Below are 23,799 nucleotides of genomic sequence, written 5' to 3'. Positions count from 1 at the left end.
ATCCCAGGTCATACAGTAACGAGAGAGACTCCAATTAAAATTTGATGATAAAGGAAGCGGTATGTTCGTGCAGCAAGCTATTGCCATCTTAGACTCGGGAGTGGGAGGTCTCACGGTTTGCAAGGAAGTGATGAGACAGCTTCCCAGAGAGAAGATTATTTATTTCGGAGATACGGCCCGAGCTCCTTATGGTCCAAGGTCCCCTGAGGAGGTTCGCTTGTTTACCGAGCAAATCGTTGATTATTTGATTCAATTTGACCCTAAACTGATTGTCATTGCCTGCAATACAGCTACTGCGGCAGCGCTGGATTACATTAAGGACAAAGTGAATATTCCAGTCATCGGTGTTATACATCCGGGGGCAAGGGCGGCGATCAGCACCACTAAGAGTGGAAAAGTAGGGGTCATCGGTACGGTTGGTACAATCCGTAGTGAAGCCTATACTACGGCTTTACGCGAGCTGAATCCTCAAATCGAGATCGTTAGCCAGGCATGCCCCGAACTCGTACCGTTAGTAGAACGGGGGTTGTATGAGACCGACGAAGCCTTATTCGTTGTACAGAATAGCCTGCAAGGACTGAAGGATTATCCAATGGATTGTCTGATTCTTGGCTGTACACATTATCCCTTTCTGAAGAATTCAATTCAGCAGGTGATGGGGGAGCAGGTTACGTTAATTAGCTCAGCCGATGAGACGGCCCGGGAGATCAGCACCGTGCTGCACCAGAAGGAGGGCTTGGCCCGGGGGAACGCGATTCCGGTGCATCAATTTTTCTGTAGCGGGGATGCGGACATGTTCCGTAAGATTGCCCGTCAATGGCTAGGGGAGCAGATCGAATTGACCCCGATTGTTTGGCAAGTATCCAGCCCTGTGGGCTAGCATGAGAACCTTTGGAGGGAAATCCCTGGCCAAAGGTTCTTTTAGAAAGAAGGACAAGCCTTTAAATGACCTTTTTAAGGAGAAGGGAGTGCGGCTCATGCAACTGATTGCCATGCTGACGATGCTAATTGATCATGTTGGACTTATATTTTTTCCAGGGGAAATGGGATGGAGAATTATTGGGAGGATTGCCTTTCCCATCTATGCGTATGCGCTGGTTCAAGGTCATGTGCACACTTCGAATTACCGAAGGTATGCGGTGAGGCTGGGGATCATAGCCCTGCTCTCGCAAGTTCCTTATCAACTGGCCTTTAACACCACAGGCTTGAACGTAGTAGCTACCCTGTTAGTTTCATCGCTCGTCCTTCGGTTGCTGGAGAAGGTAAAGCATAGCGTAGGGTCCGGCATCATCGTTGTTGTCGCTTGCGTACTGATGGAGGTTGTGTCGTTCGATTATGGAGCTTATGGACTGCTGCTCGTGTTAATCTTTAGATACGGGGGAGCGGCTAGCATGGTGCTTATGCATATGCTGCTGAATATCGTTTATTTGTTCGCCTTCGGCTGGATCGTCCAGTTAGCGAGCATCATCCCGACGATGGTGATCGCCTATGGCCCGCAGGTCTGGAGAAGGCTGGAGAACTGGCGACTCCCGCGCTGGGTATGGCGGAGCTTCTATCCGTTGCACTTGGCTGTGCTGGTTATACTGGCGTATACACTGCGTTGATTAGCAGGATGGGCAAGAGCAGACGAGGTGCATCTGAACACATCAAAGAGGAGGAAACGTCATGAAATGGAGAAGAATTTGGTCGTTTCGGCATTGGTCCCATATTTTTCGCCGTACATGGCCTTTGCTGGGGTCCCGCAAGGTGCCGTGGTTCGATAAGCTATTGTTGACTGTACCGGCACTGGCTTATTGGGTTCTACCTGATGTCATGCCGATGATTCCTATTGACGATATGGCTGTAACGATGCTGCTCATGAACTGGTTCGTGACCCGGGCAGAGCGGAAATACCCCGGTGTATAGCAGGATTTGCCCCTTGCTCTTGCTTGTTTGACATTGTTTCTTTACAATTAGGAATGTTAGGTAAGCCAATTGAAGATAGGAGAGATCTCATGAACGTCAAAATTACCCGCAATGCGGCGAAGGTGATAAAGCAGGAACTGGAGAAAGAAGAGAACCAAGGGTTTGCACTGAAGGTATTCATTACGCACTCCCATGGAGATCACGCTCATTATGGTCTGGATTTGGCCAAGCCAGAGAGCGATGCCCAAGTGATTAAGACGGATAAGGAAATTGATGTCATCGTGGAAGGAACCGACCCGCTGCTGGATGGCGTAAAGATCGATTATTTGTATTTTCCGGAGGAAGGATTCGTCATTACTAATCCGTCCAAAGGAAATCATGGCGACCACTAAGTTTTAGCTGAACCATACAAAGAAGGGACCCACGCATGGCTAACGATATCCGCATTTGCGACAAATGCAATCATATCCGAATGAAGACTTTTATACCGAAATTGCAAAAGCTCGCGCCGGACGCCGAGATCAAAGTCGGCTGCAAGTCCTATTGCGGTCCGTGCGGCAAAAGAGCGTTCGTATATATTAACGGCCGGTACGTCAGTGCCCCAACGGAAGACGAGGTACTGGCCAAGGCTGCTCCATTCGTCAAGAAACCCAAGACAGATGCTTAAATAGCAAATCCCCCGCTCCTGAGAAGGAAGTGGGGGATTTATTTTTTATTTATTACTATCCATTGAATTGAGCAGGTTGTTGGTAATGAGCGTATCAGATATGTCCAAGCGGTTCATCGCTTCCTCCTGCGGAACGCGGCAGGGTTCAATATCGGTGCGCTCCCTACTTGAGAGGTCATAACATTGTCCGTCTTCGAACAAATGGCTGGCCGATGGAATATAGTAGACTTGTCCGTCGGTAAAGGCACCCGTGCGAAGCACCACTAAACGTTCATCTGTTGCACTGCTAAACAAGTTATTGCCCATAAAATAGTACGGCTCTGCGGAGATGCCGAGTAGATGCAGCAGCGATGGGGTCATATCTAACTGTCCGGATGGTTCCGGATAGACCCCGGCATACTTGCTATCTGGCAAATGAATTAGCAGGGGTACCTGATTCATGATCTGATGCATATCCAGTTCGCTCAGCTTGCGGCCTAGAAACCGTTCATAATCTTCCCGCACCGTAACGGAATTATCATGGTCGCCGTAAACATACAAAATGGTATGATCCCATAAGCCTTCCTGCTTCAAGCCTGCTACCAATTGACCTAATGCCTCATCCATATAGTGAATGGACTGCAGGTAATTGCCGAAGATGGTTCCTTCGAACTCCCCGGTATCGAGCGTTCGCGTTTCGGCAGGCAGTGAATAGGGATGGTGGCTGGATAACGTAATCATGAAGGAGTAGAAGGGCTCTTGAGTTTGCGTCATAAAGTCTAATGATTGGCGGAAGAAAGACTTATCACCCAGCGACCATCCCAGCGGCTCATCCATCACGTAATCTTTCTTGCTGTAGAAGCGGTCATAGCCCATCTTCGGATACATTTGATTACGATTCCAGAAGCTGCCTTCGTAAGCATGGAAGGCGGAAGTCGCATAACCGGCCTGCGTCTTCAGAATTTGCGGCAGCATATCAAAGTGATGATCCGGGTAACGGACTGCCACCGAGCCTGTAGGTAACGGATGAAGCGAGCTGTTGGAGGAGAAGTCCGCGTCGGAGGTTCGCCCTTGACCCGTCTGGTGATAATAGTTCGGGAAGTACAGGCTTTCTTTCATTAATTCATTGAAGTGTGGGGTGATCTCCTGGCCGGCGATTTCCTGACCAATCATAAAGTTCATGAAGGCCTCCGTCTGGATTACTACCACATTGCTTCCCGCATAAGCGCCAAAGGTTTCATTTGGCTCTACTTGGCGCCGTTTCGCTTCCCGAAACCAACTTTCAATAGCCTCTTGTTCCTCGGACTCGACAGACATGGCTGCTCCAAAATGCTCCTGCACGTAACGGTTGGCATCATAATAATGAAAGCCCAGTAGACCGGTAACATTGTAGAGGGATACATTCCACCAATTGTTCTCGAATAGTTCGGTGGCCCATGTACGGGCGTAGAACTGAATCGGTCCTACAGATAACATGAAGCCCAGGATAAATACGGCAAGGCCGGGGAATAGGCGTCCCAGTCCGCGACGTCCCTTTCCCTTGTAGTTGGTGCTCGCCCGGTAGACCGGGCCAAGGTTGCCAATGGTGTGAGAGGACGTCTGGAGCTTTCTGCGCCACACCTGAGCGAAGAGAGCAGCAGCCAGCCAGAGGGCCCAGTCGGCGATAAGCCATAAATCACGAGGATGAATAAGTTCCTCGATGCTTTCCCCAAGGGCTCCAACTTGTCCCGCCTGCATCAGAACCGGTACCGTGATGAAATCGGCAAAATACCGGTAATAAACCAGGTCGGCGAAGATGAGTGCGGTGAGCAGTACATTCAGACTGCCCAGCCCCCATTTGAACACTCGGGCAGGAAGCCATAATGTCCAGAATGAAGCCAGCATAATAGAGCCGATGGCAATAAGGTTATCCAGCAGGCTCATGTCAATATAACGGGCCTTCAATTGCCCATGAAATAACACAAGCTTGATGAAGATAGCCATGACAAATAGGAGATAGGCAAAATATCGGGACTTCCTTAGCATGACAATCAGCCAGCTCCTTTCTTGCTCCGAAAAGGGAGAAACCCTCCCACCACGTTAATGACGTGGGGGAAGGGGTCCGAGATACTGCAAATATTGGCATTCAATGCGTCCGTTAAACAGCTTGCGCCGCTTATCTGCTTTACGCGTAAAGTCGCGCTCAAACGTCTTGGTAGGTGTTAGAGCGAAGAAAGACCAGGTCGGCATGCCTGCGGTAACTCTGCCGAGTTGCGATATCAGCTTGCGCACTTCCTTCTCCTCACCGATCCGTTCCCCGTAAGGGGGATTGGTAATCATGCAGCCATAATCGCCCTGGGGCTCAATCTTGACGGCCGGGAGGCACTCGAAGCGAATCTCATCGGCTAGTCCTGCGCTCTTGGCTGCGGCTTTGGCAATCTCGATGGCATCCGGATCGATATCACTGCCCACAATGTTCAGTGGAATATCGTCTCGTACGGCATCGATGGCTTCCTCGCGTGCCTGGGCCCAGAGCTCTTCAGGTATAGCCGGCCAGCTCTCTGAATTAAAGGTGCGGCGTAGTCCCGGCGCGATGTTCCAGCCGATCATCGCGGCTTCAATCGGCAACGTTCCCGAGCCGCAGCAGGGATCGTAGAACGGTCGTGTTGGATTCTGATTCCAGCGGCTAAGAAGAATCATGGCGGCGGCCATCGTCTCCTTCAGCGGTGCTTCTGTGGCTTGCTTGCGGTAGCCACGCTTGTGCAGAGCGGACCCCGTAGTATCGAGGGTGAGCAGAGCCCGATCATTCAGGAGATGAATCTCGATCACGTAACGCGGCCCGTATTCCTCGAACCATTCAATATCATAGGATTGCTTCAACTTCTCAACTATGGCCTTCTTCACGATTCCCTGGCAGGCGGGAACGCTGCTGAGCTGCGATTTGTGCGAACGGCCCTCAACGGGGAATTCTCCATCTGCAGGAATCCAGTCCTCCCAAGGCAAAGCCTTGGTCCCTTCAAACAGTTCGTCAAACGTGAAGGCGTTGAATTCGCCCATATTGATCAGAACCCGGTCAGAGGTTCTCAGCCACAAATTGCAGTGGCAGATATCGATCAGATCTCCGGTAAAATGGACGCGTCCGTTATCCACAGACGTATCATGATAGCCCAATTCTTTCAACTCGCGTACGACTACGGCCTCCAGGCCCATCGGTGCGGTTGCGATTAATTTTAAAGGTCCAGACATGCTAGATAATCACTCCAACTTCAGCTTTGTACTTGTGAGAATAAACGAAAAACCATACAATTTAGTATAGGCTAATGTCCTGTAAGTTACAAACGCTTCTTGAGGAGGTTGTTCAAAAAGTCGTCTTCCCAGAACGGAGTTAATCAAGGAGTAGATTCGACATCGAATCTTGAATTCAGCCGGGCCAAGCGTAGGCTTCCGTAGTATGTTTCTTGCAGAAACATTTCAGTTGCTCACGTACCTATGCTTACGAAGTCGTTTTCTCTGAAAACGTGTAGCTCCGCTACTCAGTCCCTGACTTCATCCAACTCAAGCGTTTTGAAAAAACGCACATCGGAAGCATAAGCTTCGGTCCTGCTAACCCGACTTTTTGAACACGCACTTTAAGTAGATAGGAAGGGAAGATTATGATGTTAACGCCTGAACAATACGGGGATGAATTATATGCGAAGGATGAGGTATTGGAGCGTGTAACGCGGTCCATTGCCGACAGCGGGCTTCAGGATGTATCTATTGCGCCGGGATATGGACGGCTTCTGACGCTCCTGGTGAAGCTGGCCGGGGCCAGATCGGTGCTGGAGATCGGTGCACTGGGTGGCTATAGTGGCATCTGTCTGGCCAGGGGCCTGCCGACTCAAGGAGGAAAATTGCTGTCGCTGGAGCTAAAGGAAGAGAATGCTGAGTTGGCCCGCAGAAATTTGCAAGAGGCGGGCTTCGGGCATATGGCGGACTATAGAATTGCTCCAGCGCTTAGCAGCCTGGAGGAGCTGGTGGAGGAAGGGGAACGGTTCGATTTCTTCTTCATCGACGCGGACAAAGAGAATTATCCCAATTACCTGGAGTATGCCATCAAGCTGGCAAATCCGGGAGCTTTGATAGCCGGGGATAATATTTTGTTAAGGGGCCGTACGCTCAATACGGACAAGAACGGACCCTCGGTGCAGGCGATGCGCCGTTTCAATGAAACCATAGCCCGGGATGATCGGTTAATAAGCACTTTGCTGCCGGCGTATGATGGTCTGGCATTGGCTATGGTCAAATAATCATAAAGATCATCAATAATGCAAGGCACACAAACAAGCAGCGCGGCCCATTCAGGCGGCGCTGCTTGTTTGTGTGCAGGTTAAAAGGGTGAAGAACGAAAGTCACGGACTTCAAGGTCCGTTATGGTACAGATGTGCCCAGCCATTGCCGATGACTTGTGGCCGGCGGGGGTTTCCGTCGCTTTGCTCGTTCGATCTTAGCCCGTATCCTTGATTATAAGGCGGTTGAGCAGGATGGGCGTGGTGGCTTTGGGGTCCTTGATTGGCCAAGTGAGCGTTTGGCTGGCCCTGATGGCAGCCTTTTGGTGGACCGATGAGCACCGATTGATTGAGTGGGGCGAAGGTGTCCTTGACTTTAGCCGGGTCGAGGCAATAGGCATAGGCCAATACCTCAGGAGGGGTCAGCCGCAGCATATTCGAGGCCAGAATCACTTCAGGAATCGGAGCATCGAAGATGGCCAGGAAATGCGTGCCGTCCACAGTGGCGGTATCATAGTGCCACCATCCTTGAGGAACGTTCGTCACTTGCCCCGGACGGTTAGGATAGTTGTGCAACTCATTGGTAAACGGGTTGATGATGGATACAACGACTTCCCCGGAAATGCAGTAGACCAGCTCCGAGGCGTTCTGATGGATATGAGGCTCAACAATATTGTTTTTATCGAGATAGACATCAAGGAGCGATACATTGCCTAACGTATTTAATTGCTGGATAGACACCTCATTGATAAAATTCCGATCGTCTTTCTTGAAGGTGGTATTGCGATTCACATCAAACGTGAATTGCGCTGAGGGTGAGGCGAAATTCATGTATGAAACCGCCATGCTTTTTCCCTACCTTTCTCTTAGGCTTACAGAGCCGTTCTTCCTAAGATATTTATGATTCTATTGGGTGATAAATACGCTATTTTTTAGCAAATGTTAATTGCTTAAGGAAAGCAGGCTACAGTATAATAGTGCGGTAATTCAGGATAAGCTATCCGATTTACGGAAGACATCTTACTAATGAAGGATATGAGAACAACGATGAAGCCTATTGCCCATGTACAGCAAGAACCGCACTCTACTCCCAAGCAGATTACTTTTGTCCAAGCCCTGTCGATTGTGGTTGGCATGATTATCGGATCGGGTATATTTCTGAAGCCCGGGATTGTCCTCAGCCATGCCGGATCACCTTGGATGAGCATTATGGCCTGGACGCTCGGAGGTATCATTACTTTGGCTTCGGCCTTATCAGTTGCGGAGATCGCCGCAGCCATTCCCAAATCCGGAGGGTTATACACCTATTTGGGTGAGCTATATGGCGATGTTGTTGGTTTTCTGCTGGGTTGGGTGCAGACGGTCATCTCCTATCCCGCTTCGGTAGCAGCCCTGGCCATTGCCTTTGCTTCGTATTCCGCTTATTTCATTCCTATGAACAGCTGGGTTCAGAAGCTGGTGGCGATCGGAATTCTCGCCTTTATCTTAGTCATGAACGTTATAGCTACGAAATACGGCGGAATTATTCAGACTCTGGCTACGGTTGGCAAGCTGGTACCGGTGGTGGGTATTGTTGGCTTTGGTTTGTTCAGCGGTACGGCCCCTGGATTGGCTGGTATGCCTGCTGCCGTAACCGGGGCTGGCTTTGGCATGGCTGTGCTGGGTACATTATGGGCCTATGATGGCTGGATTGGCGTGACCAATATGGCTGGTGAAATTCCTAATCCTGCTCGAACGATGCCCAGGGTGATCTCGATTGGCGTTGTTTTTGTCATTATTGTATATGTATTGTTTAATTTAGCTATTTTTAAAATTTTGCCTTATGAGGCGATCGTAAGCTCCAAGGCACCTGGAGCGGATGCGGCAGAGGCTCTACTTGGCAGTGGTGGTGCGATGTTGATTACGGCGGGAATTATCGTATCTGTGTTGGGGGCGCTTAACGGTTACCTCATGACGGCAGCCAGAGTTCCGCAGGTCATGGGCGAGAAAGGGCAGATTCCATTCTCCCGCTTGCTTCGCAAGCAGCACGTCAAATTCGGAACGCCAGCGAATGCTTTAATTTTGCAAAGTCTACTCGCCGTAATTTACATTTTCTCAGGGACCTTTAATACGCTAACCGATTTGCTTGTTTTCGTATTATGGATTTTCTTTACGATGGGCGTATTCGGTGTGTTTCTGCTGCGGAGAAGAAAGCCTGTACCTTCAGGGGAGCGAGGTAGATACCGTGTGCCGTTATATCCAATCACTCCGTTGATCGGTATTCTGGGCGGCATTTACATCCTCGGCAGCACAATCATCAGCAATCCGCTACAGTCCTTGACGGGGATTGGAATTACGCTCATTGGCCTGCCTGTATACTTCTATATGCAGCGCCGCTAGGGGCAACTTGAAGCATGAGAATCAATTCATGAGAGGAGCATCACGATGACGAGAAGGCTGTATTTTGAAGATGCCTATCTGACCTGCTGGGTGACGCAGGTGAAGAATAAGCTGGAGCGTGATGAAGGTAAATTTGTCGTGCTGGAAGAGAGTGCTTTTTATCCCGATGGTGGGGGACAACCCCATGATACGGGTATGCTTGGTGGAATTCAGGTGCTGGACGTCATTAGCGAGGAAGACGAGGTATTGCATCGTGTGGAGCGCTTTCCAGAGACGAAAGAGGTTGCTTGCGAGATTAATTGGCCGCGCAGGTTCGATCATATGCAGCAACATAGCGGGCAACATCTGTTATCTGCGGTTTGCCGCGATTTGTATGACGCCACCACGACGAGCTTCCATCTGGGAGCCGATTATTGCACGATTGATGTGGATAAGCCGGAGCTGTCGCCTGAACAGCTTGCTGCTATTGAGCAGGAGGTGAACTGTCACATCTATCTGAATCATCGGATTGTCAGCTATTTCGTGTCCGCTGAGGAAGCAGAGCGATTACCGCTGGTCAAGCCACCCAAAGTGACGGAGCATGTTCGTATTGTGGAGATGGAAGACGTTGAATACAACGGGTGCGGCGGGACTCATGTTGCTTCTACCGGATCGATTGGTATGATCAAGCTACTGAAGAGCGAGAAGCAGAAGGGATGCACTCGAATCACCTTCAAGAGCGGTTACCGTGCTTTAACTGAGTTTCAGGAGCAACAGCGCGTATTAAGCCAACTTACAGCCAGGCTGAAAACAGGCAGAAATGAGCTCATCGATCGTCTGGATCGCTGGGAGGAAGAACAGAAGCGGCTGCAAGCCGAGGTGTCCGAATTGAAGCAGAGGGAAGATAGGCATGAAGCCAGAGAATTGCTCACCAAGCAAGAGAGCGGGATGATCGCAGCACGCTATACGGACAAGTCCCTCACGCAATTGCAAAATTTGGCGAACGAGGTAGTCGCTCAAGGTGAGGTTATGGTGCTGCTGGCGTCCGAGCTTGAGAACAAGCTCATATTCGCTCATAGTGGCAGCTTCCCGGTATCCTGCGGAGCGTTCTTCAAGGAGCATCTTCCTGCTTACCAGGGAAAAGGTGGGGGAAGCAACAAGCAAGCCCAGGCAGGCTTTGCGAACACGGAAGATTTGCTGGCCTTCTTCGAGCATACCAGACAAGCCCATTTAGGCTAAGCTCGTCCGGTATGCACTTTGGCCTTGCCGTACAGCTTCAGGCGGACCCACAGCGTATTCATGAGCAACAGGACGCCGGAGATGATGAACAGGCCTTCAATGCCGATATAACCGGAAAGAAATCCGCCGATCAGCGAGCCGAGCATATTGCCAAGGGCCAGGGTGCTGCTATTGAAGCCGAAAGCCCGGCTCTCCATGCCGTCCGGGGTATAGTGACGGATTAAGGCGTTGACGCTGGGCAGCAATCCGCCCATAAATACACCCATCATAAAGCGGATGGTAATCAACTGCCAGACGGATTGAACGAATGCTTGCGGGATGAGTGTAGCCGCCGCTCCCACCAGACAGAAGGTGAGCACACGATGTGCACCAAGCCTGTCGCTGACCCTTCCGAGCACCGGTGAGGTGATCATATTGGAGATTCCCGTGGCGGCACTAACGAATCCCGCCCAGAAGGCTACGTCTGCAGTCTGTCCATGCAGCTTCTCAACATATAACGGCAGCAGCGACATCGGGCTTAGCATGGCGAATTGCAGCAAGAAGGTCACGGCGAACAAGGCGGTCAATTGCGGGGTTTTGTTCAACTCCAGCAATCCTTGCCATACCGAAGGCTGCGGCGTATGAGCTGCTTCTTCACGGTCGAAGTTCTCGCGTACGAACAACAACGCGAGCATGGAGGCGAAGAATAGCAGGGAGCCCGTAATATAGAAGATGGGGCGAAATCCAACCCATCCTGCCAGTAATCCGCCGATTAAGGGTCCCAGGATGGTACCGGCAACAAGTCCGGATTGCGTAATGCCCATGGCAAAGCCCATCCTGTCCTTCGGCGCCGTTCCCGACACCAGAGCCACGGAGGCTGGGTTGAAGCCCGAGATGGTTCCGTTCAGCAGCCGGAGTGCCAGCAGATGCCAGGGCTCGGTGGCAAAACCCATCAGCGTGACGACAATCGCCATTCCAAAGCCGGAGCGCAGCAGCATGATCTTGCGTCCGTATTTATCGGCCAGCTTGCCCCAAAGGGGCTGGAAGATGAACGAAGTAGCAAAATTGGCAGCAAAGATTGATCCAGCCCATATTCCAATGGCTTGCTCCCCCTGAACATGCAAATCTCTCGCCAGATATAGCGAGAGAAAGGGAGTGATCATCGTCATGCCCGCATTTGCAAAAAATTGTCCGATCCAAAGCACCATGAGATTGACCTTCCACGTCTTCAAAGTGCCCTCACTTCCTTTCACAGAGATCTGGTCGTCCAAACAAAGTCTTTCCAGTATATCACAACCGGGAAGCCCCGGTCTGAGGCAAACTTCATGTGCTCTTCATCCGATTGTCAAAGGTTTGCCACTCGTTTTCCCGTTGTGAGAGTTGTTACTTACTTTTAAAAAGGGCATAATGTAAATTAGAATGTTTATAGTAATGAACAACTTTATAATATCTTAATGATAAGTTTCAGGAGGCGTAGGGTTTGGTTTATAATGATCGCTTGATCCGGGCTTTGCGACAGCAAGAAGTGGATGAACTTCCGGTTTGGTACATGCGCCAGGCGGGAAGATATGACCCCGATTATCGAAAAATCAAAGAAAAGTACAGTTTGCTTGAAATTTGCCGGCAACCCGAATTGGCGGCCGAAGTGACGATGATGCCAGTCCGCAAGCTTGGCGTGGACGCGGCTATTTTGTATTCCGATATTATGAATCCGGTTGCTTCGCTAGGCATTAAATTTGATATCGTCAAGAATGTAGGGCCGGTGATCGAGCAGCCCATTCGTACGGAGGCAGATGTTGAACGCCTGCAGCCGATTGACGTGGAGAAGGACTTATCCCATATTTTGCAAACCATCTCTATTTTGGACCGGGAGCTTGAGGTTCCCCTGATTACCTTTGCTGGAGCGCCATTTACGATTGCCTCCTACTTGATTGAAGGTCGTCCCTCCAAGAGCTATATTCACACCAAGGCTATGATGTATGGTCAGCCAAAGCTGTGGTTCAAGCTGATGGACAAACTGGGCGACATGGTTATTACCTATTTGCAGGCCCATGTCTTGCATGGCGGCAAGGCGCTTCAGTTGTTTGATAGCTGGGTGGGCGCTTTGGCCCCAAGAGACTTCGAGACTTATGTGCTTCCGACGATTACACGTATTTTTGCCGAACTTCGCCATTTGGATGTACCGAAAATTTATTTTCCAGGCGTAAGCTCCGGGGAACTGCTCCCAACGCTGACAGGACTTGAGGTGGAGGCGATCGGACTTGATTGGCGTGTATCCATCACGGAGGGACGTCGGCGCCTGGGTCATAACTTTGCCGTACAGGGTAATCTGGACCCTTATCTGTTGACTGCACCAATGGATGTGATCAAGGAACAGGCTGCGCGGATTATTGATGAAGGAGTATTGAAGCCAGGTTATGTCTTCAATCTTGGACATGGCTTGTTCCCTGAGGCTTCGCTTGAGAAGCTGCGAGAACTGACAGAGTTCGTACATGAGTATTCCCGGAAGGCGCTGATGCGGCACAATGCACCCGCCCAACAAGGCTGAACAATCAAGTGGGACGAAGTAAACCAACTATCGACCAGAGGTGAACAGGAATCGTGAAAGCAAAGATCGGAGTATTGGTGATGTCCTACGGCACACCACAAAGTTTGGATCAGGTCGAGGCCTACTATACGCATATCCGGCGCGGACATCCACCGACCCCAGAGCAGCTTCAGGAGCTGGTTGGCCGGTATGAAGCCATCGTGGGCGGGGTGTTCCCCTTGCGGGCGAATACGGACAAGCAGGTGGCTGCCTTGCAGGACACCTTGAATCAACTGACCGCGGACAAAGATGTGGAATTTGTCTGCTATCAAGGATTGAAGCATGCATATCCGTTCATTGAGGACGGCGTAAACGCCATGGCAGCAGACGGCATTCGTGAGGGGGTCGGTATTGTATTGGCCCCGCATTACTCTGTCATGAGCATCGGCGGTTATATCAAGCGGGCAGAGGCCCAGGCGCAAGAAGCCGGAGTGGCCATGAAGTTCGTGGAGAGCTATCACCTCCATCCGAAATTAATTGACGCTCTTGCGGCGAGAGTAGCGAAGAAATTGGATGAATTTGAGGAAGCGGGTGCGCTGCGTGATCAGGTACAGGTATTGTTCAGCGCACATAGCTTGCCTGAACGGACAGTGCAAATGGGTGATCCCTACCGTGACCAATTGCTAGAGACTTCGGAGGCTGTAGCCAGTAAGGCCAAGGTGGGCTCCTGGCAATTCACATGGCAAAGTGCGGGCAGAACGGCTGAGCCATGGCTAGGCCCGGATATTCTCGACACCTTGAAGGAACTAAGCCGTAAGCAAGTAGAGGATGTGCTCGTTGCTCCGGTTGGTTTTGTCTCCGATCATCTCGAGGTACTCTACGATCTGGACATTGAAGCGAAGACAGTGGCGAAGGAACTGGACATGCGCCTGGAGCGTATCGAATCCTTAAATACGGAGCCGCTATATATGGAGACATTGAGCGACATGGTTATAAGAACTTCGCAATGGGAAAGAGATGAAGACGAATGAGTGAAGCTTCCTGTAATGTGGTCATTATCGGTGGAGGACTGACCGGACTGTCCGCAGCGTTTTATGTCCGCAAATTTTACAGAGAACAGGGCATCACGCCACAGATCACCATCGTGGAGAAAGAAAGCGTTTTGGGTGGCAAAATCGAAACGTTGCGTAAGGACGAGTTCGTGATTGAGAAGGGGCCGGATTCTTTTCTTGCTCGAAAGACGGCTATGATCGATCTGGCGAGAGAGCTTGGTCTGGAGCAGGAGCTTGTCTCCATGAATCCAGAGGCCAAGAAGACGTATATCGTTAGCGGTGGCAAGCTGCATCCAATGCCGTCCGGCCTTGTATTGGGAATTCCTACGGAGCTAAGTCCATTTCTACGCAGCGGGCTCCTGAGTTGGAGTGGCAAGGCGAGAGCGATGTTGGATCTGGTGATGCCGGCCAGACAAAGTAAGGAAGATGAATCGCTTGGAGCTTTCATTGAACGGCGGCTGGGCGCGGAGGTCCTGCAAAATATTACTGAACCACTGCTAGCTGGTATTTATGCCGGGGACACCTATAAGCTAAGCTTACAGTCAACCTTCCCGCAGTTCGGAGAAGCCGAGCGGGCTGGTGGCAGCCTGATCAAGGGAATGATGGGCGGTAAGAAACCGGCGGAGACGCATACGGGGACTAAACGCAGTGCTTTCCTGACGTTTCGCAAGGGTCTGCAAACCCTGATCGATGGCTTAACCGCTTCGCTATCAGATGTTCATTTGCGTCTTGAGAGCGAGGTCACGGAGATTCGCCGTGTCTCAGGGGAAGAAGAAGGCCGTTATCAAGTATTGCTGAATACGGGAGAATCGCTGAAGGCTGACGAGGTCATCGTGACTGTACAGGCCTTTGCCGCAGCCGGGCTGTTGCGTCCCCATGTGGACGTAACCGCGCTGGACGCAATTAATTATGTTTCTGTTGCTAATGTGGTGATGGCCTTCGACAAGAAGGATGTTGCAGGGGTATTCGACGGCTCTGGTTTCCTTGTACCTCGCAGGGAAGGCATGAACATCACCGCATGCACCTGGACCGGCGTCAAATGGTTGCATACGAGTCCGGACGATAAAATCCTGCTGCGTTGTTATGTCGGGCGCTCCGGGGATGAAGAGAAGGTGTTCTTGTCCGACGAGGAGCTGACAGAGCTTGTGCTTAGCGACTTGAACAAGCTGATGGAGCTTAAGGCTCGCCCGCTGTTCACGGAGATTACCCGGCTGCCAAAATCAATGCCGCAATATCCCGTAGGTCACTTGGAGCAGTTGGATGATCTTCGCCAGCGGCTGGAAGGGCAATTGCCTGGTGTGTATGCGACAGGAGCGGCCTTCTACGGGGTTGGCTTGCCTGATTGCATCAAGCAGGCTAAGGAATTGGCCGAACGCATGGCGTCAGGGCTGAAGGTAGCACAACCGTAACATTGGGAAAGGTCCCGGGTCGAGTCCTGGGACGATAGAACCCCTTGCCTGCAAATTAGGTGAGGGGTTCTATTTATTTCTCGATACCTGATATAATAAAATCAATACGGTTTGAAATATGGTTTCAAAGGAGTCCGTAATGTATCCACCAAGATCACAGAAGAACAAGCAAAAGCAGCAGGAGAACCGGCGGATTCAGAACCGGATATGGCTCCTGCTTAATTTAACTCTACTCACTTTGATTTTTGTACTTGGGGCCTATTTCTATGTCGAGGTGCGTACCCAGCAGAGAGGAGTGGAGACGGGAGCTACCGAGTCTTTGCCACCCCTGGAATATGTGGATGATGGCTTGGCCTACCTTGGAGGAGAGACCGGAGAAGAGGAGAGCACGGGGCACGTAGAAGAGCAGAAGGCTAATGAGCCCAATAGGGAAGAAGAGGCTTCGGCTGGAAACGAGGGTGAGGAAGGCTCTGAGCCCGTAGCTCCCTATGAGCCGCCTGCTGATGCACCTAAGAACAGTGCAGAAGCCGGGGAGCATCTGCTGATTCATTTTGTCGGGGATACGATGTTCTCAGGTAAAGTACAGGAGCGTTTGGAGAAGAAGGGGTATGATTTCCCTTATGAATATATCCGGGAGCTGTTTGAACAGGATGATTTGACCCTGTTAAATCTGGAGACGCCAGTGACGGAGGGGGGGCAGCCCGCTGAGAACAAGACCTATGTATTCAAGTCTCCAACCAGGGCGCTCGCGCCCATGGCCAAGGCGGGCGTAGATGCGGTGGGCCTGGCTAATAACCATATTCTTGATCAAGGCATTTCGGGCCTTAAGGATACTTTGAAGGCGTTGAAGGAACACGATATAGCCTATGCCGGAGCAGGACATGATGCCAAGGATGCCTATGCGCCTGTATATCTGGAGCGTAAGGGAATCAAGGTTGCGCTGCTGTCATTTAGCCGGGTTGTGCCAGAATCCACCTGGGTTGCTGGGGCTAATCACGCAGGAGTAGCCTCGGCATATACGCCTAAGCGCGCGTTGGAGGAGATCCGTACTGCTAAAGAGAATGCCGATCTTGTGCTGGTCATGAGCCATTGGGGCAAAGAGCGGACAACGGTCCTGGAGGACCATCAGCAGGAGTTGGCCCACGCCTACATTGATGCCGGAGCGGATTTGGTAATTGGCAGCCATCCTCACGTGATGCAGGGGCTGGAGCAGTACCAGGGTAAATGGATTGTTTACAGTACAGGCAATTTTATTTTCACCAAATCCAAGGACCCGAAGACGTGGGAGACTGCCGTATTCTCGGCAGTGTTCACGAAGGAGGGAGAATGCAGCCTGCGCCTGATTCCGTACCGAACTGAATTGGGCCAGCCCGTGCTGATGAATGCGGAGGATGGAGGCAAGCTGCTGCGGGAGATCGCGGAGATGTCTCCCGGCGTGAGAATTGCAGATACCGGCGAAGTATTCGGGTAGCGTTTCAACTAACTTATACAATTGGCGGTGATTCCCGAAGAATCGGGAACAACGTACATAGGGAGGACGAGAAGATGATGAACAAGATGATCGCGAACGTATATTGCGTAGGCCGGAACTACAAGGCTCATGCTGAGGAACTGGGTAATGACGTGCCAACTGAGCCGATGATATTTCTGAAGCCGTCCCATGCGGTCACGACGATGAATGAGACCGGGGTTCAGCTTCCGGCTAACCGGGGCTCGGTACACTACGAGGTGGAATTGGTTTTGCGTATTGCCAGAGATTACAAGCCGGGGATGACCGTGGATGAATTGGTGGATGTCATGGCTTTTGGTATCGACTTTACCTTGCGGGATGTGCAGAATATCGTGAGGGAGCAAGGAAACCCGTGGACCCCGGCGAAGGGCTTCCTTCAGTCTGCGCCGATCACTCCTTTTCTGGCTTTCCCTGGAGCCGTGGAGACAGCAGGTGACGACTTTGTGCTGCGCAAGAACGGGGAGACAGTCCAGCAGGGCAACATTAACCGAATGATTTTCCCTTTGCAGCAAATCGTTGATTATATCGCAGCGAATTACGGATTAGGTGAAGGGGATCTGATCTTCACTGGTACACCGGAGGGCGTGGGTCCCGTTTATCAGGGAGACAAGCTGGAGATTTCGTATGGTTCCCGCGTGCTCGGCAGTTGTATCGTGGAGTCCGGCCCGTCTGCTTCATGATGACGGATTGGATTATCGGGGCCGTGTGCGCTTTGATCGTCTCGGGTGCCGCTTACGCCAGAAAGTCGCTTTCCTTATCCGGGATGCTTGCGGCGCTGGTTATGGGGACGGTGTATTATGGCGCAGGCAACCTGTTCTGGTTCGGTATTTTACTGCTCTTCTTCGTAAGTTCGTCTGTATTTTCCCATCTTCGCGGCGAGCGTAAGCAGGAACTGGAGAAGTCCTATGCCAAGAGCGGTCGTCGGGATGCCGCACAAGTATTGGCTAACGGTGGGCTGGGGATGCTGGCTTGCTTGGGCAACTTTTACTGGCCGTGGCCGGGCTGGGCATATTTCTTTGTTGGTACGATGGCGGCGGTTACGGCGGACACCTGGGCCACGGAGTGGGGCGGCTTGAGCAAGACGCCACCCCGCTCCATCAGGAACGGCCGGGTTATACCGCCAGGAACCTCGGGCGGAGTCACATGGCTTGGGAGTATGGCGGCTCTAGCCGGAGCTGTGTGTATCGGCGGAGCTGCCTGGCTGTTGTTACTATGGACAGGCGGTATAGCAGAGAGAAGCATCGGAGTTATTTTGCTGGCCTTGGTTAAATGGGTTATCATTGGAGGACTTTCCGGAATGTTTGGCGCCTTCGCCGATTCCTGGCTGGGAGCGACCCTCCAGCGTATGCACCGCTGCGCGGTTTGCGGCAAGGAAGTGGAGGTAGCCTCACACTGCGGTCAAGCTACAGTACCCTCCAGGGGCCTAAGCTGGATGAGCAATGACATGGTGAATTTACTCAGTTCTCTTGGGGCGGGATTGCTGGCCTGGGGAATCGGGATGATATGATAAAGTAGGGATTAACATGAATATACTGACGATAGAGAACTTAACGAAGACATATGGGGAGAAAGTATTGTTCCAAGATGCTTCCTTCGGGATGGACGAGAACGACAAAATCGGGATTATCGGCGTGAATGGCACGGGGAAATCAACCTTCCTCAAAGTCATCGCTGGCCTGGATCAGCCTGATGCGGGCAGGGTGGCGATCAATCGGGATGTGAGAGTGACTTTCCTGGCTCAAAATCCGCAATATGAACCGGATATCACGGTCTTGCGTGGTGTATTCCAGAGCGGAGGCCCCGAATTGCAGGTGGTGTCGGCATATATGGAGGCGGAGGAAGCCCTTCAACAGCAGCCCGATGATGAAGCACGGCAAGCGGAAGTCTTACGCTTATCTCAGGAGATGGACCGCCTGCAAGCCTGGACCTTGGTCAGCGATGCCAAGAGCGTGTTGTCCCGCTTGGGGATTGCGGATTTTACCCAGTCTATGGGCCAACTATCCGGGGGGCAGCGCAAGCGTGTAGCATTAGCTTCGGCGTTGATCATCCCTTCGGAGCTGCTGATTCTGGACGAGCCTACCAACCATATTGATAATGATTCAGTCGCTTGGCTGGAGACGTACTTGCAGAAGCGGCGTGGCGCATTGCTGTTAATTACGCATGACCGCTACTTTCTGGATCGGGTCTGCAACGTCATGCTGGAGCTTGATCATGGACGTTTGTTCCGCTATGAGGCCAACTATAGCCGATTCCTGGAGCTTAAGAGTGAGCGCGAGGAGCGCGAGGCGGCCTCGGAGCAGAAGAGAAAAAATCTGCTGCGTACGGAGCTGGCCTGGATTCGCCGGGGAGCCCAAGCGCGCTCGACCAAGCAGAAGGCCAGGATCGAACGCTTTGAGCAACTGCAAGCAGCGGGGCCGGAGTCCAGAAATGATCATTTGGATATCTCAGTTGCATCTACTAGACTGGGTCGCAAAATTGTGGAAATCGAAGGCTTGAGTAAATCTATTCCAGACCGTGTGCTGATCAAGGAGCTGACCTACACGGCTGTTCCAGGCGATCGCGTAGGCATCGTGGGGCCTAACGGAAGTGGCAAATCGACATTGCTAAACATGATTGCCGGGCGTATAGAGCCTGATGCTGGTGAGATTGCAATTGGTCAAACCGTCAATCTGGGTTATTTTACCCAGGAACATCAGGAGATGGATGGGGCTCAGCGGGTTATTGAGTATGTGAAAGAAGCCGCCGAGGTTGTCACTACCGCAGATGGCTCGCGTATCACCGCATCGCAGATGCTGGAGCGCTTCCTGTTCTCGTCAGATATGCAGTGGACGCCAATCAGTAAGTTGTCGGGAGGAGAGAAGCGGCGGCTATACTTGCTGCGAGTGCTGATGGGTGCCCCAAACGTATTGTTGCTGGATGAACCTACCAATGATCTGGATATTCAAACGTTGTCCGTATTGGAAGCCTATCTCGATGAATTTCCCGGTGCGGTATTCGTTGTATCTCATGATCGTTATTTTCTGGACCGGACTGTGGATAAAATTATGGCCTTTGAGGGCGACGGAATCGTTGCGGTTCATGTGGGCGACTATAGCGATTATGAGGAACGGGTACAGGCGGGGGGCAATGCCAAGGGAGCGACGGCTTCCAGCCTCCGGGCTAATGGGGCTACTCCTGCTGCGAGCAAGGCACAAGGTCAGCCGGATACCGGAGGTCGTGAGGTTTCGCGTGGGGAGAAGCTGAAATTCAGCTATAACGAGCAGCGAGAATATGACACCATTGACGCTACCATTGAAGCCGCAGAGCAGCGCTTGACTTCTATCGCGGAAGACATGGAGGCCTCGGCCAGCGACGCCATGCGATTACAGGAACTGATGCAGGCTCAGCAGGAAGCCGAGGCTGAATTGGAGCGTTTGATGGAGCGCTGGACTTATCTGAATGAGTTGGCTGAGAAGATAGAAGCGGGACGCCATTCTTAATCGGGCTAGCTAAAACAGAGCAGCAAAGAGGAAAGCCGGGAACCCTTCGGCTTTCCTCTTCTTTTTTGCCCAATAAGCGGTGAAATGCTTATTTTCAGAGCAAGCCACCTGCCAGCCAAGGTGGTATAATACACGTTGGAGCTACTGCTGCCTTGTGTGGTGTGCGTGTAAATATCACAACAATTTGTAAACTCTTCGTTAACGAAGGGTCTTTTCTTTGTTGTAGCATTGCAGAAAATTTTTAGATCGAGCTTCAATAAAAGTTCAAAAAGTCAACTTTTCAGCACCGAGAAGGTTGGATGAAGCTAGGGACTGAGAAGCGGAGCGTACGTAGTGGGTACGTGAGCATCGGAAGGCCCAGGTGAATTCAAGATTCGACGCCGAAACTACTTCCTGAATGACTTCGTGATCAAAAGATGACTTTTTGAACTACCTCTATAAACTTCATGAAAAAGATGTGATTACGTGCTTAGTGCAGCTATTCGAACTAGAACGCATCAATTTGCGGACAAGCATTTCTCTGGCAAGTCCATTGATTATCGGCAAATTATTGCTCTTATCATCCCGATTCTGATTGACCAGGCATTTATTATTGGTCTGAATCTGGTAAACACGGCGATGATTAGCTCCTCGGGAGTAGCGGCAGTGAGCGCCGTCAATATGGTAGATTCGCTTAATATTTTCCTGATTAACGTGTTCGTGGGGGTAGCCACCGGGGGGACAGTGGTGGTAGCGCAGTATAAGGGCAGCCGCAATCCCGAGATGGTATCCAAGTCCTCATCGGGATCGGTAGCCTCGGTGTTCCTGCTGGCTTTGGCTATCAGCTTGCTGATCATTGTGTTTCACAATCCCGCCTTGAATTTGTTATTTGGCTCGGCCGCACCGGACGTATTTCAGAATGCCAGATCTTACTTGATCGGTAGCAGCCTTTCCTTCTGCGGAATTGCTGTGGTTGAAGCAGTATGCGGTGTGCTGCGTGGGATCGGTAAATCACGGGCTTCCCTGATGTTATCCTTGATCATGAACTTAACCTACGTATTGCTTAACTTTCTGCTGATTAATTTAGCCGATCTGGGCATCATGGGGATGAACATTGCCGTGAATGTCTCGCGCTATTTGGCGGCGGCTTGTGCGATCTATTATCTGGTGAAATTGGATGCTTCCTTGCATATTCGTCTAAGGGATATGGTTCGGGTCAACCTGACCATGCTCAAGAAAATTATGTCCATCGGGATGCCATTTGCGGCCGAGCAGATGTTCTTCAACGGTGGGAAAATCTTGACGCAAATCTTCATCGTCAGTCTGGGCACCTATGCTATTGCTGCCAACGCTATCAGTTCTTCGCTTGCTATGGTCATTCAAATTCCAGCCAACGCCTTATCCATTGCCATTGTCACCGTGGTAGGGCAATGTATTGGCAGTAAAAACATCGACGATGCTCGCAAGCTCACGCGTTCATTTATTTGGTTATCTTCTTCAACCTTCATCTTCATGGGCTTGATAGTATTGCCGTTATTCAAGCCACTGGTCTCGTTGTTCCATCCACCGGCTGAGATTGTAGATGATATCTTTATCATTGTACTGATGAACACCCTGATGCAGATTCCGCTGTGGTCGATCAGCTTCATCACTCCATCGGCGCTGCGGGCAGCGGGGGATGCGAAATATACCTCCGTTGTCTCCATGTTATCCATGTGGCTGTTCCGTGTGGTGCTTGGTTATATTCTGGGAATTGTCTTGCCTTTCGGTGTAATTGGGGTATGGCTAGCTATGGATATTGAATGGGGAATCCGCGGGCTAATCTTCCTGAGGCGATTCCGCGGCCATAAATGGTACCGTCATCGATTGGTGGAGGACTGACTGGACTTGTGATATTAAAAAAACCTTGAGGCTCCTTGCGCCTAAGTTACGCAGGAACTTCAAGGTTTTTTTAGATTAGAGAACGGTTTGAGCTAGTCAGCAACGTAGGCAGCCAGCAACCGGGCTGTGTTAAGCACTGCTTGCTTGTGCGTCCGTTCCATGGCGTGGGAGGCATGGACTCCTGGGCCGATCAACGCGGCGCGGATATTGTTACCACCTCGTAAGGCAGCCGATGCATCCGAGCCGTAGTAGGGGTAAATATCGACGGCATGAGGAATATCAAGATGCTTGGCCAATTCAATCAACCGACTGGTCATTTCATAATCGTATGGACCGGAGGAGTCTTTGGCACAAATCGATACCTCTGTCTCCTTGCAGCTTAGATCATCGCCGAGAGCGCCCATGTCTACGGCAATCATTTCATGGATACCCTCCGGAATCCAGGCGGTACCATGACCTACTTCTTCATAGTTGGAGATAAGGAATACCAGATCATGCTTGGGCGCCCAGCCTTCTCGCCGGCTAGCCTCAAGCACACCGAACAGAGCAGCCACACTGGCCTTATCATCGAGATGGCGAGATTTGATGTACCCGCTTGGTGTGATGACAGGGCGGGCATCAAAGGAGATGAAGTCCCCAACCGAGATGCCGAGCTTGAGGACATCGTCTTTATTTTCCACGAGCTCGTCAATTCGAACCTCCATATTCTTCTCCTCACGCTTGAAGTCGCGGGCATCGCTGTATACATGCACGGAAGGGTGAATGGACAGAATCGTTCCGGTATAGACCTTGCCACTGCGAGTGTGAATTTGACAATATTCGTTCTCGATGGCATTCATCATGAAGCCGCCAACGGAGGTCAAGGCCAGGGTTCCGTTCGGGCGTATGGCACGTACCATAGCTCCGAGTGTGTCCACATGGGCGCTCAAGGCGATACGCCGAGAAGCATCCTTGCCTGCCAGGGTGAGAATCGCGCCGCCCTTCTCGTTGAAGGAGCAAGGAATCCCGAGTGCATCAGCTTCCCGCTGAATCAGCGACATGATATGGCGCGTAAAGCCGCTGGGGCTTGGTGTGTCGAGTAGTTCTTTCAGTAAATTCAACATGTAATCTTCATTGGGTTGTATAGAGTTCATCGTTATTCTCCTTTACGTTCATGCAACACGTTCGTGCAACGTTAGCGATCTTCTTCAACGCTGCCTGCCATAGCATCGTTCTCGCCAGCCACGGCTTCATCATCGCCTTGTTGAACCGTCGCGTCGTTGTCTGCGGCTTTCTTCCTTTTGCGTTCATGCTTCTCCGGTTCCGGGAGCACATAGCCGGTGGCATCCTGAATATGTACAAGCTTGGCCTGCAGGCTCTTGACTTCCCGCTGCAACCGATATCCACGGTAAATGCCAAAGGAGCCAACGATGATGCCGCCGAGCAGCGTACTGCCCAGGATGAGCAGAATCAAGGGTAGGCTAACCGATCCGAACAACAGATTGACCTGAACCGGGTCTACGTTAATGACAGCAAACACCGCCGTAATCAGGGCGAATACGAGGGTCATAATTAAGGACCATTGAATTTTCATGAGGAACACCTCCTT

The 23,799-nt window shown here is 51.3% G+C and carries 22 protein-coding genes; 16 read left to right on the top strand and 6 right to left on the bottom strand.

Going from position 1 to position 23,799, the window contains the following annotated elements; translation table 11 throughout:
- Nucleotides 1–61: 61 nt before the first annotated feature.
- The 5 genes from racE to BN3279_RS22870 all read left to right on the top strand — a co-directional run bounded on the left by racE (nt 62) and on the right by BN3279_RS22870 (nt 2,572).
- Nucleotides 62–880: a glutamate racemase gene (gene racE, locus BN3279_RS22890; protein ID WP_187377836.1), complete on the top strand. Its 819-nt coding sequence runs from the start codon at nt 62–64 to the stop codon at nt 878–880.
- A 97-nt stretch (nt 881–977) separates the two neighbouring features.
- Entirely contained in the window at nt 978–1,604 is a 627-nt protein-coding gene (locus BN3279_RS22885; protein WP_059054680.1) for a TraX family protein, read from the top strand.
- Nucleotides 1,605–1,665: 61 nt separating this feature from the next.
- Entirely contained in the window at nt 1,666–1,905 is a 240-nt protein-coding gene (locus BN3279_RS22880) for a hypothetical protein (RefSeq protein WP_059054275.1), read from the top strand.
- An 89-nt stretch (nt 1,906–1,994) separates the two neighbouring features.
- Complete coding sequence (locus BN3279_RS22875; protein WP_059054274.1) at nt 1,995–2,297, top strand: hypothetical protein; 303 nt, start codon at nt 1,995–1,997, stop codon at nt 2,295–2,297.
- Nucleotides 2,298–2,332: 35 nt separating this feature from the next.
- On the top strand, nt 2,333–2,572 hold the full coding sequence (locus BN3279_RS22870; protein WP_059054272.1) for a YuzB family protein: 240 nt from the start codon (nt 2,333–2,335) through the stop codon (nt 2,570–2,572).
- A gap of 45 nt (nt 2,573–2,617) precedes the next feature.
- Here BN3279_RS22870 and BN3279_RS22865 read toward each other — a convergent pair whose 3' ends face one another.
- Both BN3279_RS22865 and BN3279_RS22860 read right to left on the bottom strand, forming a co-directional pair.
- A complete protein-coding gene (locus BN3279_RS22865) occupies nt 2,618–4,576 on the bottom strand; it encodes an LTA synthase family protein (protein WP_059054270.1) in 1,959 nt (652 codons plus the stop codon).
- 54 nt (nt 4,577–4,630) lie between these two features.
- Entirely contained in the window at nt 4,631–5,776 is a 1,146-nt protein-coding gene (locus BN3279_RS22860) for a THUMP domain-containing class I SAM-dependent RNA methyltransferase (protein ID WP_059054268.1), read from the bottom strand.
- A gap of 407 nt (nt 5,777–6,183) precedes the next feature.
- Between BN3279_RS22860 and BN3279_RS22855 the strand changes: the two genes are divergently transcribed.
- Nucleotides 6,184–6,819: an O-methyltransferase gene (locus BN3279_RS22855; RefSeq protein WP_059054266.1), complete on the top strand. Its 636-nt coding sequence runs from the start codon at nt 6,184–6,186 to the stop codon at nt 6,817–6,819.
- Between the two features lie 111 nt (nt 6,820–6,930).
- Here the strand turns inward: BN3279_RS22855 and BN3279_RS22850 are convergent, their stop codons facing one another.
- Nucleotides 6,931–7,644 (bottom strand): cupin domain-containing protein, encoded by a 714-nt coding sequence (locus tag BN3279_RS22850; RefSeq protein WP_059054264.1) that lies wholly within the window; start codon nt 7,642–7,644, stop codon nt 6,931–6,933.
- A 189-nt stretch (nt 7,645–7,833) separates the two neighbouring features.
- On the opposite strand from BN3279_RS22850, the gene BN3279_RS22845 reads away from it, so the two are divergent.
- Nucleotides 7,834–9,177: an APC family permease gene (locus BN3279_RS22845; protein WP_082673208.1), complete on the top strand. Its 1,344-nt coding sequence runs from the start codon at nt 7,834–7,836 to the stop codon at nt 9,175–9,177.
- Between the two features lie 45 nt (nt 9,178–9,222).
- Nucleotides 9,223–10,395, top strand: coding sequence for an alanyl-tRNA editing protein (locus BN3279_RS22840; RefSeq protein ID WP_059054262.1), 1,173 nt, complete (start codon nt 9,223–9,225; stop codon nt 10,393–10,395).
- On the opposite strand, the gene BN3279_RS22835 is transcribed toward BN3279_RS22840, so the two are convergent.
- Complete coding sequence (locus BN3279_RS22835) at nt 10,392–11,582, bottom strand: MFS transporter (protein ID WP_059054675.1); 1,191 nt, start codon at nt 11,580–11,582, stop codon at nt 10,392–10,394. The two genes, BN3279_RS22840 and BN3279_RS22835, sit on opposite strands and share 4 nt — an antisense overlap.
- Nucleotides 11,583–11,854: 272 nt before the next feature.
- Between BN3279_RS22835 and hemE the strand changes: the two genes are divergently transcribed.
- The 8 genes from hemE (at nt 11,855) to BN3279_RS22795 (ending at nt 22,211) form a co-directional block, all read left to right on the top strand.
- Nucleotides 11,855–12,922 (top strand): uroporphyrinogen decarboxylase, encoded by a 1,068-nt coding sequence (gene hemE / locus BN3279_RS22830; protein ID WP_059054260.1) that lies wholly within the window; start codon nt 11,855–11,857, stop codon nt 12,920–12,922.
- A 53-nt stretch (nt 12,923–12,975) separates the two neighbouring features.
- Nucleotides 12,976–13,932 carry a ferrochelatase gene (gene hemH / locus BN3279_RS22825; RefSeq protein ID WP_059054258.1) on the top strand — a complete coding sequence of 319 codons (957 nt, stop codon included), beginning with the start codon at nt 12,976–12,978 and terminating at the stop codon, nt 13,930–13,932.
- Complete coding sequence (gene hemG / locus BN3279_RS22820) at nt 13,929–15,362, top strand: protoporphyrinogen oxidase (RefSeq protein WP_059054256.1); 1,434 nt, start codon at nt 13,929–13,931, stop codon at nt 15,360–15,362. The genes hemH and hemG overlap by 4 nt, the downstream gene beginning before the upstream one ends.
- A gap of 139 nt (nt 15,363–15,501) precedes the next feature.
- Nucleotides 15,502–16,833 carry a CapA family protein gene (locus tag BN3279_RS22815; RefSeq protein WP_059054254.1) on the top strand — a complete coding sequence of 444 codons (1,332 nt, stop codon included), beginning with the start codon at nt 15,502–15,504 and terminating at the stop codon, nt 16,831–16,833.
- Nucleotides 16,834–16,910: 77 nt separating this feature from the next.
- Nucleotides 16,911–17,552 (top strand): fumarylacetoacetate hydrolase family protein, encoded by a 642-nt coding sequence (locus BN3279_RS22810; RefSeq protein ID WP_059054673.1) that lies wholly within the window; start codon nt 16,911–16,913, stop codon nt 17,550–17,552.
- Nucleotides 17,549–18,379 carry a DUF92 domain-containing protein gene (locus BN3279_RS22805; protein WP_059054252.1) on the top strand — a complete coding sequence of 277 codons (831 nt, stop codon included), beginning with the start codon at nt 17,549–17,551 and terminating at the stop codon, nt 18,377–18,379. Before BN3279_RS22810 ends, BN3279_RS22805 begins: the two co-directional genes overlap by 4 nt.
- 16 nt (nt 18,380–18,395) lie before the next feature.
- Nucleotides 18,396–20,351 carry an ABC-F family ATP-binding cassette domain-containing protein gene (locus BN3279_RS22800; protein ID WP_059054251.1) on the top strand — a complete coding sequence of 652 codons (1,956 nt, stop codon included), beginning with the start codon at nt 18,396–18,398 and terminating at the stop codon, nt 20,349–20,351.
- Between the two features lie 465 nt (nt 20,352–20,816).
- The gene (locus BN3279_RS22795) at nt 20,817–22,211 is read left to right on the top strand and encodes an MATE family efflux transporter (protein ID WP_059054249.1); all 1,395 of its coding nucleotides are present in this window, start codon (nt 20,817–20,819) and stop codon (nt 22,209–22,211) included.
- A gap of 92 nt (nt 22,212–22,303) precedes the next feature.
- Here BN3279_RS22795 and BN3279_RS22790 read toward each other — a convergent pair whose 3' ends face one another.
- Together BN3279_RS22790 and BN3279_RS22785 are read right to left on the bottom strand one after the other, a co-directional pair.
- Complete coding sequence (locus BN3279_RS22790) at nt 22,304–23,344, bottom strand: M42 family metallopeptidase (protein ID WP_059054247.1); 1,041 nt, start codon at nt 23,342–23,344, stop codon at nt 22,304–22,306.
- 41 nt (nt 23,345–23,385) lie between these two features.
- Entirely contained in the window at nt 23,386–23,784 is a 399-nt protein-coding gene (locus BN3279_RS22785) for a LapA family protein (protein WP_059054245.1), read from the bottom strand.
- Nucleotides 23,785–23,799: the final 15 nt, after the last annotated feature.

The organism is Paenibacillus senegalimassiliensis (genome assembly GCF_001486585.1).
Lineage (GTDB): Bacteria > Bacillota > Bacilli > Paenibacillales > Paenibacillaceae > Fontibacillus > Fontibacillus senegalimassiliensis.
The sequence above is the reverse complement of the archived record's forward strand: the minus strand, read 5'-3'. Positions and strand labels throughout refer to the sequence as shown.

What these genes read in the sequence shown, in the direction of transcription:
- BN3279_RS22885 (WP_059054680.1), top strand. Translation starts at nt 978, where the DNA reads ATGCAACTGATTGCCATGCTGACGATGCTAATTGATCATGTTGGACTT.
- BN3279_RS22870 (WP_059054272.1), top strand. Translation starts at nt 2,333, where the DNA reads ATGGCTAACGATATCCGCATTTGCGACAAATGCAATCATATCCGAATG.
- racE (WP_187377836.1), top strand. Translation starts at nt 62, where the DNA reads ATGTTCGTGCAGCAAGCTATTGCCATCTTAGACTCGGGAGTGGGAGGT.
- BN3279_RS22850 (WP_059054264.1), bottom strand. Translation starts at nt 7,644, where the DNA reads ATGGCGGTTTCATACATGAATTTCGCCTCACCCTCAGCGCAATTCACG.
- BN3279_RS22815 (WP_059054254.1), top strand. Translation starts at nt 15,502, where the DNA reads ATGTATCCACCAAGATCACAGAAGAACAAGCAAAAGCAGCAGGAGAAC.
- BN3279_RS22855 (WP_059054266.1), top strand. Translation starts at nt 6,184, where the DNA reads ATGATGTTAACGCCTGAACAATACGGGGATGAATTATATGCGAAGGAT.
- BN3279_RS22875 (WP_059054274.1), top strand. Translation starts at nt 1,995, where the DNA reads ATGAACGTCAAAATTACCCGCAATGCGGCGAAGGTGATAAAGCAGGAA.
- BN3279_RS22880 (WP_059054275.1), top strand. Translation starts at nt 1,666, where the DNA reads ATGAAATGGAGAAGAATTTGGTCGTTTCGGCATTGGTCCCATATTTTT.
- BN3279_RS22790 (WP_059054247.1), bottom strand. Translation starts at nt 23,344, where the DNA reads ATGAACTCTATACAACCCAATGAAGATTACATGTTGAATTTACTGAAA.
- BN3279_RS22810 (WP_059054673.1), top strand. Translation starts at nt 16,911, where the DNA reads ATGAACAAGATGATCGCGAACGTATATTGCGTAGGCCGGAACTACAAG.
- BN3279_RS22805 (WP_059054252.1), top strand. Translation starts at nt 17,549, where the DNA reads ATGATGACGGATTGGATTATCGGGGCCGTGTGCGCTTTGATCGTCTCG.
- BN3279_RS22845 (WP_082673208.1), top strand. Translation starts at nt 7,834, where the DNA reads ATGAGAACAACGATGAAGCCTATTGCCCATGTACAGCAAGAACCGCAC.
- BN3279_RS22800 (WP_059054251.1), top strand. Translation starts at nt 18,396, where the DNA reads ATGAATATACTGACGATAGAGAACTTAACGAAGACATATGGGGAGAAA.
- BN3279_RS22785 (WP_059054245.1), bottom strand. Translation starts at nt 23,784, where the DNA reads ATGAAAATTCAATGGTCCTTAATTATGACCCTCGTATTCGCCCTGATT.
- BN3279_RS22860 (WP_059054268.1), bottom strand. Translation starts at nt 5,776, where the DNA reads ATGTCTGGACCTTTAAAATTAATCGCAACCGCACCGATGGGCCTGGAG.
- BN3279_RS22865 (WP_059054270.1), bottom strand. Translation starts at nt 4,576, where the DNA reads ATGCTAAGGAAGTCCCGATATTTTGCCTATCTCCTATTTGTCATGGCT.
- BN3279_RS22835 (WP_059054675.1), bottom strand. Translation starts at nt 11,582, where the DNA reads ATGGTGCTTTGGATCGGACAATTTTTTGCAAATGCGGGCATGACGATG.
- BN3279_RS22840 (WP_059054262.1), top strand. Translation starts at nt 9,223, where the DNA reads ATGACGAGAAGGCTGTATTTTGAAGATGCCTATCTGACCTGCTGGGTG.
- hemG (WP_059054256.1), top strand. Translation starts at nt 13,929, where the DNA reads ATGAGTGAAGCTTCCTGTAATGTGGTCATTATCGGTGGAGGACTGACC.